Annotated in this window: 16 protein-coding genes; 10 read left to right on the top strand and 6 right to left on the bottom strand. The window is 57.2% G+C overall.

The window, feature by feature from the left end; all coding sequences use genetic code 11:
* Position 1: 1 nt before the first annotated feature.
* Positions 2 to 277, bottom strand: coding sequence for a glutaredoxin family protein (locus R6Y96_RS01705; RefSeq protein WP_318622537.1), 276 nt, complete (start codon positions 275 to 277; stop codon positions 2 to 4).
* A gap of 183 nt (positions 278 to 460) precedes the next feature.
* Here R6Y96_RS01705 and R6Y96_RS01700 point away from each other — a divergent pair, with 183 nt between their 5' ends.
* Positions 461 to 625 carry a hypothetical protein gene (locus R6Y96_RS01700; protein ID WP_318621764.1) on the top strand — a complete coding sequence of 55 codons (165 nt, stop codon included), beginning with the start codon at positions 461 to 463 and terminating at the stop codon, positions 623 to 625.
* A gap of 22 nt (positions 626 to 647) precedes the next feature.
* Here R6Y96_RS01700 and R6Y96_RS01695 read toward each other — a convergent pair whose 3' ends face one another.
* Positions 648 to 2156 (bottom strand): SLC13 family permease, encoded by a 1509-nt coding sequence (locus R6Y96_RS01695; RefSeq protein ID WP_318621763.1) that lies wholly within the window; start codon positions 2154 to 2156, stop codon positions 648 to 650.
* A gap of 201 nt (positions 2157 to 2357) precedes the next feature.
* Here R6Y96_RS01695 and R6Y96_RS01690 point away from each other — a divergent pair, with 201 nt between their 5' ends.
* The 6 genes from R6Y96_RS01690 to R6Y96_RS01665 all read left to right on the top strand — a co-directional run bounded on the left by R6Y96_RS01690 (position 2358) and on the right by R6Y96_RS01665 (position 9408).
* Entirely contained in the window at positions 2358 to 3377 is a 1020-nt protein-coding gene (locus tag R6Y96_RS01690) for a hypothetical protein (RefSeq protein ID WP_318621762.1), read from the top strand.
* Between the two features lie 117 nt (positions 3378 to 3494).
* Entirely contained in the window at positions 3495 to 4817 is a 1323-nt protein-coding gene (locus R6Y96_RS01685) for an ATP-binding protein (protein ID WP_318621761.1), read from the top strand.
* Between the two features lie 594 nt (positions 4818 to 5411).
* Complete coding sequence (locus tag R6Y96_RS01680) at positions 5412 to 6437, top strand: Panacea domain-containing protein (RefSeq protein ID WP_318621760.1); 1026 nt, start codon at positions 5412 to 5414, stop codon at positions 6435 to 6437.
* Entirely contained in the window at positions 6370 to 7098 is a 729-nt protein-coding gene (locus R6Y96_RS01675) for a hypothetical protein (protein ID WP_318621759.1), read from the top strand. Before R6Y96_RS01680 ends, R6Y96_RS01675 begins: the two co-directional genes overlap by 68 nt.
* Positions 7099 to 7167: 69 nt before the next feature.
* Positions 7168 to 7386 (top strand): hypothetical protein, encoded by a 219-nt coding sequence (locus R6Y96_RS01670; RefSeq protein WP_318621758.1) that lies wholly within the window; start codon positions 7168 to 7170, stop codon positions 7384 to 7386.
* Between the two features lie 3 nt (positions 7387 to 7389).
* A complete protein-coding gene (locus tag R6Y96_RS01665; protein ID WP_318621757.1) occupies positions 7390 to 9408 on the top strand; it encodes an ATP-binding protein in 2019 nt (672 codons plus the stop codon).
* Here R6Y96_RS01665 and R6Y96_RS01660 read toward each other — a convergent pair.
* Together R6Y96_RS01660 and R6Y96_RS01655 are read right to left on the bottom strand one after the other, a co-directional pair.
* The gene (locus R6Y96_RS01660) at positions 9332 to 9964 is read right to left on the bottom strand and encodes an ATP-binding protein (RefSeq protein ID WP_318621756.1); all 633 of its coding nucleotides are present in this window, start codon (positions 9962 to 9964) and stop codon (positions 9332 to 9334) included. The two genes, R6Y96_RS01665 and R6Y96_RS01660, sit on opposite strands and share 77 nt — an antisense overlap.
* Positions 9964 to 10419 carry a hypothetical protein gene (locus R6Y96_RS01655; RefSeq protein WP_318621755.1) on the bottom strand — a complete coding sequence of 152 codons (456 nt, stop codon included), beginning with the start codon at positions 10417 to 10419 and terminating at the stop codon, positions 9964 to 9966. The genes R6Y96_RS01660 and R6Y96_RS01655 overlap by 1 nt, the downstream gene beginning before the upstream one ends.
* 102 nt (positions 10420 to 10521) lie before the next feature.
* Between R6Y96_RS01655 and R6Y96_RS01650 the strand changes: the two genes are divergently transcribed.
* Complete coding sequence (locus tag R6Y96_RS01650) at positions 10522 to 11691, top strand: transposase (protein WP_318621754.1); 1170 nt, start codon at positions 10522 to 10524, stop codon at positions 11689 to 11691.
* Entirely contained in the window at positions 11657 to 11947 is a 291-nt protein-coding gene (locus R6Y96_RS01645; protein WP_318621753.1) for a hypothetical protein, read from the top strand. The genes R6Y96_RS01650 and R6Y96_RS01645 overlap by 35 nt, the downstream gene beginning before the upstream one ends.
* Before the next feature lie 245 nt (positions 11948 to 12192).
* Here the strand turns inward: R6Y96_RS01645 and R6Y96_RS01640 are convergent, their stop codons facing one another.
* Entirely contained in the window at positions 12193 to 13005 is an 813-nt protein-coding gene (locus R6Y96_RS01640; protein ID WP_318621752.1) for a ZIP family metal transporter, read from the bottom strand.
* A 128-nt stretch (positions 13006 to 13133) separates the two neighbouring features.
* Positions 13134 to 13685, bottom strand: coding sequence for a DNA protection during starvation protein (gene dps, locus R6Y96_RS01635; RefSeq protein WP_318621751.1), 552 nt, complete (start codon positions 13683 to 13685; stop codon positions 13134 to 13136).
* 185 nt (positions 13686 to 13870) lie between these two features.
* On the opposite strand from dps, the gene tnpC reads away from it, so the two are divergent.
* Positions 13871 to 15208: an IS66 family transposase gene (tnpC, locus tag R6Y96_RS01630; protein WP_318621750.1), complete on the top strand. Its 1338-nt coding sequence runs from the start codon at positions 13871 to 13873 to the stop codon at positions 15206 to 15208.
* Positions 15209 to 15276: the final 68 nt, after the last annotated feature.

Here is a 15276-nt window from a genome sequence, read left to right as displayed (position 1 = left end):
CTCAAGCACCCACCGCCTTGCGGATCTCCTCTTCTCTGAACCCCACAATCACCTTTGAGCCGTCGATGACGATTGTCGGGAACGAGAGTCGGGGGTTCCACTTTTCGACCTCCTTTACCACGGTGCCCTGTTCATCGCCTGTTAGCAGGTCAACATAGACGTAGGAGAACTCCACACCCAGGTCGGTGAGAAGTTGTTTTGTTCGGGCGCACCATCCACAGGTGCTCAGGGCGTAGAGCACCACCTTGTGGTGGTCGTCACCGGGCACGTACTGCATCTCTACCACACGGGTTCCTCCATTTGATTCGTAGTTGCGATCAGCAGGGGTAAGTAACTTACCCTCAGCCAGCGCCATCTCAGGTCATCAAACCGGTTCATTCAGGCTCTCTCTCCAGGCTCGATGAACCCCGGCACGGATGGAGGTGTGGGTGTCCATCGTCCAGGGAGATAGGGTATCCGGGTGAGACGCGGAGAGGCGGCAGAGGCCGCGGCCATACCCGGGATGACCCCGGCAGCCATAACAGCCCCGCTGCCGATGACCCCCATCGCCACCGCTGCAGCGGTGCCTCTCTCAAGCGCTTCTTGCGGCAGGAATCACTCTTCTCCTGATGCGGTGCGCCGGTAAAAAATAGAGGTTCCCGGGGGGTTCAGAGCGCCCAGGCGGGAAGGTCGAGCGGGATACCGAGCGCCCAGATGACGACGGTGAAGAGAAATAGCGTCCATAGTGCGGTACCCATTATATCGAGCGCCCAGCCGGACCGGAGAAGTTCTTTTGCTTCGATGTAGCCGCTCCCGTATGCGACGGCGTTTGGCGGGGTGGCGACAGGGAGCATGAATGCCAGCGAGGCGCAGACAGCGGCGGTCATCATCAGGAAGAGCGGGTTTACCTCAACACTGATGGCCATGACCGCCATGATCGGCATCAGCACAGCGGCAACGGCGGTGTTTGATGAGACCTCTGTTGCAAGCGAGACGCCAAGCGCTATCACAAAGATCAGGATGACGATCGGGAGCGTGTGGAGCGGGGTGAGAGAATTGACGATCGTCGCGGCAAGCCCGCTCTGGATAAAGCCGTTTGATAGGGCGATACCCCCGCCGAAGAGGAGGAGGATCCCCCAGGGGATCTTCACCGCCCACTCCCAGTCCATGGTGAATATACCCTTCTTTGCATCTACCGGGAGGAGAAAGAGGAGAAGCGCCCCGAATATTGCGATCGTGGAGTCCTTGATCCCGGGAAAGATCATGTCCAGGCCAGGGATGATGAATCCCCCGATATCTTTCGTCTGCGCAAATATCCAGGCGAATGCGGTCAGGGCAAAGACGATAAGCGTCCATCGTTCGCCCGTTGACAGGGGGCCGAGTTTATCGAGTTCCTTGCGGATGAGCCCCTTTGCGCTCGGCAGCGTCGTCTCTATATGTCTGTAGGAGACCATTGTGAGCCATATCCAGGTGATTATGAGGAATACGGCGGCGAACGGGACACCGAACTTCATCCAGGTGAAGAAATCGATGGTTGGTGCTTCGGGAAAGATCGCTGGAAGCTGGGAGATGAAGATCCCGTTTGGGGGTGTGCCGATGATCGTTGCAATGCCACCGATGCTCGCGGCGTAGGGTATGGAGAGGACTAGGCAGCGTGCAAGATCCCGATCCCTCCCCCCCAGGTTTACAAGAGACTGCTCCGTCCCCGGTATGATCGTCAGTATGATCGCGACCGCGATCGGGATCATCATCATCGCGGTGGCTGTGTTTGAGATCCACATCGAGAGGAAGGCGGTGGCGACCATGAACCCGAGGACGAGGCGTCTCGGGCTAGTCCCGACGAGACGGATGATGTGCAGGGCGATACGGCGGTGGAGGTTCCATCGCTGCATCGACATGGCGATGATGAACCCGCCGAGGAAGAGGAAGATCACCTCGTTGCCGTATGATTCAGCAACCTTCACCGGCGAAAGAACGCCAAGCAGCGGGAAAAGGACCAGCGGAAGGAGGGCGGTCGCCTCAAGAGGTATTACACCCGTGACCCAGAAGAGAACCATAAGGACGGTCACGGCAGCAACGGCCTTTGCCCCTGGTGCGAGGATTGTAGGATCGACGGGAATCGCCAGAATCGCGAAGAAGATGAGGAGTGATGCTATGATGAAGCCGACCCGTTTCATTGCTAGAAATGGGTGAGGGAATTATTTAAGTGTAGATGGATCAAATTGGGCGTCAACGGGGGCGTGCCCGTCGAATTCACGTTTTCTCTATAGATTCTGTCGTTGCGGTTGCCTCTTCATGTTGCCGAGGCGACCAAACCCGGAGGGATCTCGAAGGCTGGGAGGAATTTTTATATCTCGATGGTCATACAAAGGGGTATCATGTTATCGTCGTGGACCCGAAGGCAAGGCGCCATCATACTCCTTGCCATCTGCATCGCTGCCCTCTTTGCGGGGCCGGCTGGAGCCCGTGGCCCGACCATCCGCGACATCCAGCCCTACGACACGATCTTTGTCTATGAAGAGGGGCTTAACCTCTCAGGGTTGCGCAACGCAACGACAAATAACCCCATAACGGCGCTCCATAAGTACCAGAATGACAGGCCCGGTGAGGGGATCACGAAGACCATACCGGTTGCTGATGATACAGATTTTGATCTGCTGGATTTCTTTGTCGGTGACGATTACGGGACGTACTACGCCTTCAACCCCACCGATGGGGCGACTGCATATGTCTTTGTCCGTAAACCCGAGGTCTTCCTGGACGTGGTGCTGGCACACCCCTACCACAACGAGCCTCTGGAAGGGCTTACCGTCTCGCCGAACACGCGGATAGCCTTCAGGATATCCGCTCCTGAGGTCGGGGCGTCCTACAGGGTTGGCGATCTCTACCCGGCGACTATAGACCTTGTGTTGACAACCCCGTCCGGTGCCGAGACGACCGTCATCGGCGGGATAAATTTCGCTGGCTTAAACGTCAGTTCGCCCCGGTTCTATACCGATGATCCGGGGAGGCCGGGGGCGGTAAGGCTCGGTGAGATCGGGGAGCCCGGGATATACTCCGTCCGTGCTGTATGGAGGACGCCGGAAAGTTTCGATGCCTACGCACCGGACTCCGAACCTGTGACGTTCACGGTCGCAAACCGCATCGGGGTCGAGACGACCGCGACCCCGACACCCACAGCGACCGCGACCGTGAGACCGACGGTGACCCGCACCACACCCGCGCCCACCACCCCTGCACCGGCGGAAACAACCCCGCCGACGGAGGAGACCGCCACAGCGACCGCGACCGAGACGACGGAACCGGCAACGCCCACGCCGACCGCAACCCCGCTCCCGGTCACTCTGGCCGTTGCGGCGCTCGGGGTCGCTGCGGTTATCGCCGGCAGGCGGGGGTAACGCAACGAATCTTCTGTAAATCCTTAATTCCCTCAATTTTTAGGTACATGGGGCAGGGATGCCGGTTCGGCAGATGCCCTGCCGCCGATCGCCGTCGTGCCGACGACCTGTACCTCGATGAGATCCGGCACTGCGATATTCCATGTCGGGCTGTTCGGGAATGACTACGGCTCCGAGAACGCTGGCGTGGTCTCGCCGACCGGGCGAGAGTTCGATCTCGCCGCCGCCGAAAGGAAGTGCCGGCTCATCTACGTCAGGGGCAGAGACGACGCCGCCCGCCACCCGAAGGTGCGTGCGCTCGTCGGCAGGGCCGAGGCCGGGCTGATCCGGAAGCGGTTCAGCACCCCCTCCGAACTGGTCACCGGGTTGTATGCGGTGCTCGTCGAGTACCTGGAGGAGAGGCAGCTCATCCGCTCAGGTCCCTTCGACGCGGCCCCGTGCACGAAGGCGACACTCGAACACCTGGATCCTGAGCGTATGGCGTGGTTCCTCCGCACGGCCAGGGCGACCCGCCGGTTCCCCATCGCCCCCGATGCATCTTCCACGGACCTGCTGGAGCACCTGAACCTGCTCGACGATGGACGGGTGACGAACGCGGCGGTCCTCCTCTTCGGTAAACAGCCGCAACGGTTCCTGATCTCCTCCGAGATCAAGTGCGCCCACTTCCACGGCACCGAGGTGGCCAAACCGATCCCCTCCTACCAGGTCTACAAGGGTACGGTCTTCGATCTCGTGGACGCGGCTGTGGACTTCGTCCTCAGCAAGATCGCCCTCTCGGTCGGGATCCGCGAAGCCGGCCCGCAGGCGCCGGTGCGCTACGAGATCCCCAATGAGGTGGTGGCGGAGGCGATCGTCAACGCGGTTGCGTACCGCGACTACACGAGCAACGGCAGCGTCCAGGTGATGCTCTTTTCGGACCGCCTGGAGATCTGGAACCCGGGCAGGCTCCCGCCGTCCCTGACGCTCGAGAAACTCCGACAGGCCCACGGGTCGGTGCCGACGAACCCGCTCCTCGCCGAACCGATGTACCTCACCGGCTACATCGAGCGGATGGGCACAGGAACGCGGGACATGATCCGACACTGTAATGAGGCCTGGCTGCCGGAGCCGGAGTTCGCTGTCAGCGACGGGTTCCAGACGATCATCCGCCGGACTCTGGCCCCCAGTCTGGCTCCGCAGCCAGAATCACAGCCAGAGTCGCTAGAGACGAGAGTCCTCCGGCTCCTTGAGGACGAACCGAAGTCCAAAGCGGAACTCTCGCTGGGGCTCGGACAGAAAGAGATCTCAGGTCAGCTCAACAAGGTCGTCCGCAAACTTCTGGCAGACCGGATGATCGAGTACACCATCCCTGAAAAACCGAACAGCCGGCACCAGAAGTACCGCCTCACCGGGCAAGGCCGGGCTGCACTCGCGAAAGGTTCCGGAGGAGATACGTTATGAGCACCTCGGCGAGCGTGAGCGTCTCACGTAGGAGCGGGTCGTCACCTCCTTCCGGAGGATGCGTTAACCGCAGCAAGCTCAAAGAGGTGACGAAAGAGCACCCGCACGACACCACCGTAGCTCTTGGCGGCCCGGTCGAGAAAGGGCTTCTGATGAGCGAGGGGTCGGGCAGGAGCACGTTCTACTACCGTCCTGGTCACCACCCGATGGAAGGTGAAATGTTCGGAGCTCCTGGGATCTGTTCGAAGCCGAGCTCCGAACATTTGCCGGGGAGTTCCGAACATTTGCCAGAAAGCTTCGAACATTTGATCGCAAGATCCGAACATTTGGATACGTTGCACGAGATTGCAGGGCCTGTCAGTTCTATGCGGAAAGCGTCGAGGAAGGCAGTTGAGGTAACGATTCTCCGCCTCTGCGAGGGGAGATACCTGGCCCTTGATGACCTGGCCGACCTGCACTCGCACCCTTCGGCCCGTCGTGAATCGCGCCTTCATCCCTGCGTTCAGAAAGGGTTATCTTTTATTACCTGTAATACGCACACATACAGACTTGTTTCCCCGGTTATAGCGGAAGCTTCAGGGTCAGGGTGATAGGATGCGGAAGCAGAAGTTGATCAATGCGTTGCTATACGCGGTGGAGCACAACGGCCGCATCGGCCGGACGAAACTCCTGAAGTTCATCTTCTTTGTGGACCTCATCTACTACAACCAGCGGGGAACAACACTCTGCGGGACGACCTATATCCGCATGCCGAAGGGACCTGCCGAGGCTGCGGCGTTCCAGTTGACGTTTGAGCCGAGCGCCTACCTGGACGTGAAGGCACCGACAGCAAAGGCGTATCCGGGCAGACGGACGTCGGGCAGCCGTTCCCGGAGCAGGAGTTACGAACCCTACGCATACTACCCCAAAGTTCAGGCGGATCTTTCGCTCTTTACCCCCTACGAGCGGGTGCTTCTCTGGACCGTGCTCCAGTGGATGAAGGAAAAAAGCGCAGACCGTATCAGCGATATAACCCACCAGTTCCGCCTCTGGAAGGAGTTTTCCGACGGTGAGGAGATCCCGCTTGAACGCTTCCGGTTGGATTCAAGCGAGCTGGCGTACCTGGAGCGTTGCGGCCTGCACGCCGACGGCTTCGAGCGCACGTTCTGCACCGGCATCCTCCCTCTCTCTACGGAGGTTAGCAACGCGCTCCACCCGCTGAATGCGGAGCGGATTGCCACCGTCGAGGAGGTCCTGGACAGCTTCATCGCGGCGTATCCCCTGCCCGCCCTGGAGATCTTCTATGACGCGTACCTGGCATGGGACGACGCCTACCGCTCGATGCTCCGCCACAACCCTTCGCACGCCCCCGCACTTGCGACCGAAGGCTGCGATGCCCTCTGTTTCGTCTCGCACGTCGTCGCAACGCAGATGATCCCGATTGTGTATCAGGAGGAGCAGTTGCAGGATTTCTGCGACACCGCGGAGCGGCGCTTCAACGCCGAGCGGGACGCGATCACCCGCGATAATCCGCCTTCGCTCCCCCCGGATTCCGACGGCGAGGTCTCGGCTCTTGTCGATATGGCAATGCGCATCTCTCGCGATCTCGCGTGCAGCGAGTCTCCGGCAGGGAGGAGGTAACCTGCCCTATTTCCTCGACAGCAACGTCCTCATCGGGTACTATTTTCACGCCGCCGACACCTGGGGCACCGGGGCCGCGGATGTCTTTGAGGACCCGGAGCCGAACCACTCCAGCACAGGGGTCTGGGCCGAGTGTTTCGGGGACGGGACGGGCGGGCGGTGCCACACCATCCAGCAGAATCTCGTCCGCGAGTTCCGGCGGGCGGTTGCGCACCTGAAGCGGGACGGGTCGGCGGAGACCCTCCTCGCCGAGGCCGAGAGCCGGGGGTGGAAGACCGTCCCGCTTCTCCGGCATGTTGCCGAACTCTGTCGCGAGCAGCCGGCAGCGGCCCTGGTGACGCTTCTCGCGGTGAAAGAGCGGTATGAAGCGCTCTGCCGGCGGCGGCGCTCCGCCCTCGAGGACCGGAAGGTGCTGGCGCTTCATGCACGAACGGAGCCTTACCGCGAGATCTGGGACCGGTTCAGTGCGGTCATCGAGGACTACGACGACTGCGAGGTGCTCCTCGACGCCCACGACGTCGCCGCGGCGATCGACGGCACGGTGCTCTATACCGGGGATTATCGCCACATCGTCGCCAACCGGGAGCTCATTCTTTCGGAGACCCGCCTCTGTGATGTCCGGTATCTGGGGGACCGGATGGGCGGGCGGCCGCCGGCGTGAGGACCTGCGGGGGGGTGGCGGCTATCCCGCGGTCCCGCCCCGGTCCCGGTAGTCGATGACCAGCATGGAGTGCTTCCGGAACGAGACGACCCTGCCGGTCTCCTGGTCCGGGGTCTCCCCGCCGCGAGATCGCCCGACGAAGACCGGATTCTCAAGGAAATTGAAGCTGAATATGGATCGTTCTGCACTCCAAAGGGCAAGATAAAGGCAGGAAGCCAGCCGGATCAACTCCAGAAGGTGATCCCGGGGATCGAAGCAGAACTGCAGATTCTCTATGAGCGTGACTGAGGTGTGGAAGGGCACCGCCTGGAACTGGAAGGTTTCGCCGAACAGCAGCGGCTGAAAGCCAAAGCGCTCAAAACCGCCCGCGCAGAGGTTGAGGACCTCAAGCAAAAGATCTCCGAGGGGGCCGCTCTGGAGGCGGAGAAGAGGCAGAAAGAAGAGACTGTTCAACAGGCTGAAGCGGCCTGGAAGAAGATCGCGGACGATCGTACGGCGATAGAACGCCGCCTCACACAGATCGACGAGATAAATACGCGTCTTGCAGGGACACAGCGTGAGGCCGAAGAACTTCAGGCCGAATCACGCATGGAGCAGATAGCGGCTGAGAAGTATCACGCATCCTGGAAAGATGCCCATGCCCCCCGGTTACAACAGGTGGAGAAGGAACTTGATATCCTCCAGGCGATAGAGCGAACCCGGCGGATCGAAGAGCAGATGGCGGGTGTTCAGGAGCAGATCGAGCGTATCCAGACCACCGAAAAAGACCTGTGGGAGCAAAAACAGGTCCTCTCCACAACCCCCCTCCCCTCAAAGAAGGATCTGGAGAAGTATCAGGAGCAACAACTGGAACTGGCCACTCTTCTCGGCCAGATTGAGCAGGCTGCCATCCGTATCGGGTTCGATCTGCAGATCGAAAATCTATCGATAACAGCAGACCCGGATGCAGAATACCTCGCCGAGGAAAATGAGTATCTTGTTCTCGGCCCGACCACATTCACAGTCGGTGACCTTGGAACAATTCATCTGCGGGGCGGTGGATCTTCGCTTGAAGAACTGCAGACAAACTTACAATCTCTATCTGCTGAACGTGATTCGCTCTTCGAACGCTTTGGGGTGACAGATGAGCAGGAACTTTATGGCCTCCAGCAGCTCCGCCAGGAGCTTGAGCAGGAGATCAAGCGGCTCAAGAAGACGCGTAAAGAACTCACTTCCGAAAAAGGGCTTGAGCAGCACAGAGAAGACATTACCCTGATTCAGCAGAAAATTACTAAGGAGAAAAGCAAGATCGGTGCTGCCCCTCCCGAATGGCAGCAACTCTCAGATGATGCTATTCAAGATATGTCTGAAGGTCTTACCGCGGAGAAAAAAGGTCTCAATCGAAAGATTGAGCATGAACAGCAGGGGGAGAAAGAGGCTCGCGACGCTCATGAGAAGGCGCTCGATAAAGCGCAGAAAGCATCCACTCACCTGGTCGAACTTCGAACACAGGTGAAAGGATTCGAGCAGCAGAATGCCGATCTATTGAGGTCGTACGGCACCTACGAGCGCCTGCAGGAGACGCTTGCGAACGAGCTCGTAGCACTTGAGCAGGCACGTGAGGGTCTTGCAGCCATCCTTGTTGAGTATAAGATCCGGGTCGAAGAGCCGAAGGCGCAGTATGCGGATGCTCTGACTGTTGTCCAGGATCTTGGAACGCAGATGCAGTCCGTTGAGAAGGAGATCGTGGATAGAAAAGCCCGGATCGAGGAGGCTGTTTCCGAGGGCTTCTACTCCAGGATCGGGGACCTGGAAGCATCGCTCGAGGCCACGAAGCGCAACCTCGATCGGGTCACCCGGCAGGCCGAAGCCGCGAAACTTCTGTATGAGTTGATGCAGGCATTCAAGGAAGAGCAGTCCACGGCGCTTTCCGGCCCGGTGGCCAACCTGGTGAACCGCTGGCTCACACAGCTCACCGATGGATCATACGATTCGGTCGGGATGAATGAGAATATCTTCCCGGTTGAAGTGTCAAATCCACAGTATGACGCAACGTTGCCCCTGGATTGCCTGAGTTATGGAACCCACGAACAGATCATCGTCCTCCTGCGTCTTGCTATGGGTGTCCTCTTGAGCAAAGACGAGCGCAACCTCATCGTCATCGATGACCGGCTGGTGAACGCCGACCCGATCCGGATGCGGCGCCTCTGCCGGATCCTTAAGGAGGTTGCGAACCATTGCCAGGTCATCGTCGCTACCTGCAACGACACGCCGTATGCCGGCGTCCCGGGGAAGGTGATTCAGGTGCCAGGGGATGGGAGGCTGGAGTAAAAAAGGTGAGCAACTGGAAGAGCAGTTCAGCTCCTGCCAGGTCAAAGGTAATATACCCCAATTCATCCAGGATCAGGAGATCCACTCGTTTCAACTGCCGGAGAAGATACGTCAACCGCCGCTCCTGTTTCGCTTCAACCAGCTCGTTGACAAGTCCCGCCGTCGTCTTGAACATCACCCGATACCACTGTTCACAGGCCAGGACCCCCGTGGCGATCGCAAGATGGGTCTTCCCGGTTCCCGAGTTCCCGATCATCAGGATATTCTGATGCTCTTCGATGAACTGTAACTGTTTCAGAACCGAAAGATACGCTCGTCCATCATCCGGCAACAGATCAACCACCACCTCATCAAACCGCTTCATCGTGGGAAACCCCGCTATTCGGATGGCATTCAACCGTTTTCGTGCTAATCTCAACTCGTATTCAGACTCCAGAGCACGAAGGAGAAACCCCAAAATCTCCTCGGAGCACGGACCCGGTTCAAGTTCCCGTACTGCCGCAGCAAGCCCCGAGAGACGCAGGGTATGACAGAGATCTTCAATTCCGGCAGGCATCAGAGAACACCCCGGAGATAGTCATCATAGTGAGAGAAATTCGGTTCCTCCATGATGAGACGGTCCAGAGGAAGCGGGGTGTCCGGCACCTGAACTTCTTGGTGCATGATGATCCACCGCAATGCCTCGTAGGTGGGAACCATACCCCGGTCTTCCAGGAACCGGATCGCGGCAACAAGTTCCTCTTCAGCTACTTCATGGAACAGCGAGAGAATCGGCAGGAAGTCTTTGTGTCTTCCTGCATAGTGATGATGCAATAGGTGCTGAATCGACTCGTCCAACTGCCGGAATACCCGGGAGTGCGGGAGGGCACCTGGTTTTCGTGAGAAGGTTTTGAGAAAGTGCGTGAGGTCGTAGGCCAGTTCTCCTTTTCCGAATCGGCGTTTGTGGCGTGCAAGCAACTCATTGCCGCCGACAAGTTCAACGGTGTCGGGAGAGTATTTCAGCCCAAACACCGCATGATTTAGGGATTATACTCTTCAAATCATCCTCATTTTTCCAATCCCGCCACTCAAATCGCAAGATCTATATACTTATAATCCCTAATATTATATCATATGGAAGACTGGGTTCGTGCCTGGCTGGAAGAGCAGCGCCGGAAGGGTGAGAAGTGCCTGGAGATCAAATACATCCAGAACAAACCCTACGTCTACCGCTCAACGAGTGTCTACGACAGGACCACCAAATCGCCGAAGAAGGTGAGCACGTATCTTGGCCGTCTCACAAAAGAAGCTGGTCTCATCCCGAAAGGATCGCGTGGTAGCCGTCCCCTCCATTCTTTCAGGACGGTCAGGGAGTATGGGAACGCCGCCCTCATGACAGAGGAGTTCACGGACCTGTTACCGGTTCTCCAGGACGCTTTCCCAGACTACTGGCAGGAACTCGTTGTACTGACATTCACCCGGGTCACCGGTTACACACCGCTCTCGCGGGTTGCGGATGTGTGGGATAAACTTGACAACATCCTTGATATCAAACCTGACTGTGACCCAAGAACGCTCTCCCGGGTACTAACAGCGGTCGGCGGTGACCGCACCGCTCAACAGACGGTCTTCCAGCATCTCTCCTCACGTGCACAGCACCTCGTCTATGACCTCTCATTTGTCTTCTCCTGCTCCGATACCGTGAACCTGGCCGAGTTCGGCTACAACGCCGATGATATCTGGCTCCCGCAGGTCAACATCGCGCTCTTCAGTGCGACCGATACAGGACTTCCTGTGATGATCCGGGGCCTGCCAGGCTCGGTCCGGGATGTCGCCACGCTTGTCCGGTCCCTCGCCGAGATCGATGCCCCTGGCGCGACCCTCGTTCTCGATAGGGGTTTCGTCTCGGAGGCAAACGAGAACCTGCTGCGAGAGTCAGGACTCCAGTTCGTCCTCCCCCAGCGCCGCAACAGCACCCGGTATGAGACCCGGATCCACCTCACCGACCACTTCTTCTACCACAAACGGCTGATCCATGCGGGGAAACGTGAGGTGGAGGGGGTGACGCTCTACCTCTATGAGGATGTCGATCTGGTGGCGGAGGAGGAGAAGACGCTCTACCGGTTGCTGGAAGAGGGGGTGATCGACCGAGAGACGCTGAATAAGCGACTGAAGCGCGCTGGCCGGATCCTGATCGTCTCATCCCTCGCGGCAGAACCCCGGGAGGTCTACGACCTCTACAAGTCCAGAAGCCTGGTGGAAGAACATAATGCTTGTGTTCAACAGTTTAATCCAGGCGGATAAACTATACCTCCGCGATGCAACGGCGGTCTTTGGCCACGTCTTTGTGGGGTTCCTGTGTCTCTACCTCTACTGCAGGATCCTGAATAGGATCAAGAAAGTGGGAATGACCGCTCATCTCTCACCGCATGGTCTCCTCCTGAAACTTTCAAAGGTGTATGCAGTGAGGAGCGGGGAGGAGAGAGCGATCACCGAGGTGCCAAAGCAGGTACGGAAGATCGCAGAGAGGCTTGAACTGAATATATTCCCTAATGTATGAGGAGTTTGGGTTTGAACGGCTCCACCAGGCTCTGGAGATCTGAGGTCGCAATGATAACCATAGTGAGCGACTCATCCCCGGATGGTGATTGCGGCCAGAAGGAGAATAGAACCGCTGCAATCACTGCAAAAACGGCTACGATTATCGGAATTAAGAGACGGAAATTCATTAACAACACTGTGCAACCCGGAACAGATAGTATTTGCGAAATCTTTGGGAATTATAGAGGAACTGGTCTTGCGCCCTCATCCAAGGCCCACATCCAGGATCATCATGACCAGGAACCCTGCAAGGAATCCCGAGGTTGCTGTCGCTTCAAAACCGTTCTTAAGCGATTCCGGAATGACTTCTTCGATCACGACAAAGACCATGGCACCTGCTGCAAAGGCCAGGGCCACAGGAAGTGCAGGTCGGGCCAAGATAACGACCGCGGCACCGATCACGGCCATCACCGGCTCAACAACGGCCGATAGCTGGCCATACCAGAAACAGCGGAGCCTGGATATACCCTCCCTCCGGAGCGGCATCGATACGGCGAGGCCCTCCGGGAAATTCTGGATGGCTATACCGATGGTCAACGCCATTGCACCAGCGATCGTGGCCTGTGGAATCGCCAGCGCAACAGCCCCGAATGCCACCCCGATTGCCAGCCCCTCCGGTATGTTGTGCATGGTGATGGCAAGCACAAGAAGCGTTGTGTGATGTAAGGAAGACTTCATCCCCTCTGCCTCTTCTACTGGAAAACCTATATGGAGGTGGGGAATTATCCGGTCCAGGAGCATCAGAAATATCCATCCCGCTGCAAACCCGGAAGCGACGGGAAGCCACGGGATAAACTCCATCTCCTCCGCCAGGTCGAGAGCAGGTATCAGGAGTGACCAGAAACTGGCCGCAACCATCACTCCGCCGGCAAAACCCATCATTCCGTCGAGGAGACGCTGGTTAAATCTCCTGGTCATGAAGACGACTGCAGCACCAAGCGCAGTAAAGCTCCAGGTGAAACATCCGCCAAGAAGTGCCTGCACTACCGGAGGGAGGGATAGGAAAAGATCGATCATGTCAGGAGTGTTCCCCCGGGTGGATGGGATCAGTGGTATTAGGATTTAACCGATTATTCACGTATGACTCACCCCCATCTCTGATATGCGGGTCTTGGTCCCGAAAAAATTGAGAATTTTTTGTCCGTTTATCTCAAGAACTTTGATACAAACGGGGATGTCTCGCCGCGTCGCAGGAAGTGTCCTGACGGTTCTTCGCCAAGGAATTCCGAGAACCAGGACTCGTGTTCGATCTCTTCGTTCAGAATTGCGAGGGCAAGATCGTAGGTCCGGTGATCTTTTCCCGCCGTGATGTCGCAGATATGAGTGTATCCGCGGACAGCGCAGCGCTCAGCCTCGACCAGGACTTTCAGAATGGCTCGTACGTCCCGTGAATTTTTGGGGAGTTTTGCTGGCGGACATGCTGAGAGATTGTGGAAGTCCACCATGCTCTCAGGAAGTTTTCCCCCGAGCTCGTAAATCCGCGGGACCAGGGCTTCGAAGTGGTTCCGGTCCTCGATCCGGGCGGTTTCAGCGATCTCCTTGATTCCTTCACCCTCGATGTCGATCAGGTTAAACCGGAGTATTGTATAATAGTAATAGGTCGTTAACTCTGCTCCGGCATTCCTGACCAGCAGATCGATGAGCTCATCCAGATTAACACCCGATTTCTTAACCATTTCCTGTGATACTTTAGCCATCAATACACCTCTTGAACGTACAACAATCAATCATATGCTATAAATAAAGTAACAGGTCAGGACACCCCTTCACCCCGCCTTGCTCTTACCCATCATATCACAATCCCCCTTTTCTGAAAATACGCCCATACAACCGTTAGATCTTTATATAATGAGAGATAAATAGATATTCAGGTTATGTCATCATGGAACGTGACGATATTCTTGCACTGATACAGAACGACCCTGAAGCGATCGTCACGATCATCCAGCGTCTGGAAGAAGAAGTCAAGCAACTTCAAGAACTCTGCTCACTTCAGCAGGCCCGGATCGCTGAACTCGAACGACGTCTCAACATGAACAGTCAAAACAGCAGTCGTCCCCCATCCACCGATGGCTTCAAACGGCCTCAGAAAGAGCGTAAAAAGACCGGGAAACGTCCGGGTGGTCAGAAAGGACATGAAGGTCGGACGATTGAATGGTGTGAGACTCCAGACATCATCCAGACACACCGCGCAGATGTCTGTGAAGAATGTGGTGCATACCTTGCTCTCGTCCCGGCATCCTCTGTTCAGAAGAGACAGGTTCATGACATTCCCCCACTCCAGGTAGTTGTTACCGAACATCACGCTGAAACGGTCGTCTGCCCACACTGTGGTCGGATACATGAAGGGTCATTCCCCGAGGAGGTTCCGGCTTACCTCCAATACGGCTACAATATCCGGGCGTTGATGGTTTACTTCTGCATCTACCAGTTGCTTCCGTATGAACGTTCAGCGGAGATCTTCACGGACATCTTTGGGTGTTCCCCGGTCAAGGCAACCCTGATGCAGTCCGTTTCAGCCTGTGCAGTAAACCTTGACGGTTTTGAAGAAGAGGTGAAACACCTTCTGCAGGGAGCACCTGTTCTGCATGCTGATGAAACCGGATTCCGGGTGAACGGCAAACGAGAATGGCTGCATACAGCCAGTACGGATCTCCTCACGCTTTATGGTCATCATCCGAAAAGAGGATCGGCGGCGATGGATGCGATCGGTGTACTTCCTGCGTTCAAGGGGATCATGGTCCATGATTGCTGGTCGCCATACTTCGGGTATGCATGCGAGCATGCGGTCTGTAATGCCCATATCCTCCGCGATCTCAAAGGGATATCGGAGAATACCGGCCAGCGTTGGTCTGATGAGATGCATGATCTCCTCCTTGAGATCTACGCCGCTGTTGATGGAGCCCCGGAATCAGCGGTTTCCCTCACACCGGTTGAGATCGAGGAGTTTCAAAGACAATTTGATCTGATCCTCGAGAGCGGGAAGGCAGAGAACCCCTCTTCTCCTCTGCCGGTTCAAGGAGGGAGACGTAGTCGGAAGAGACGAACTCCTGCTGAGAACCTCATTGACCGGTGTCAGAGATATCGTGTAGAGATCCTCCGGTTCATGACCGATTTCAGGGTGCCGTTTACGAACAACCTTGCAGAGCGCGATATCAGGATGGTGAAGGTTCAGCAGAAGATCTCAGGGACGTCTCAGTTGTGTGGAGGGGGCATCTAACTTCTGCAGGGTTCGGGGGTACATCTCAACGGTGAGGAAGAATGGAGGGTCGGTAATCACGGCCATCC

This window comes from Methanoculleus receptaculi (assembly GCF_033472595.1).
GTDB lineage: Archaea > Halobacteriota > Methanomicrobia > Methanomicrobiales > Methanoculleaceae > Methanoculleus > Methanoculleus receptaculi.
The sequence above is the reverse complement of the archived record's forward strand: the minus strand, read 5'-3'. Positions and strand labels throughout refer to the sequence as shown.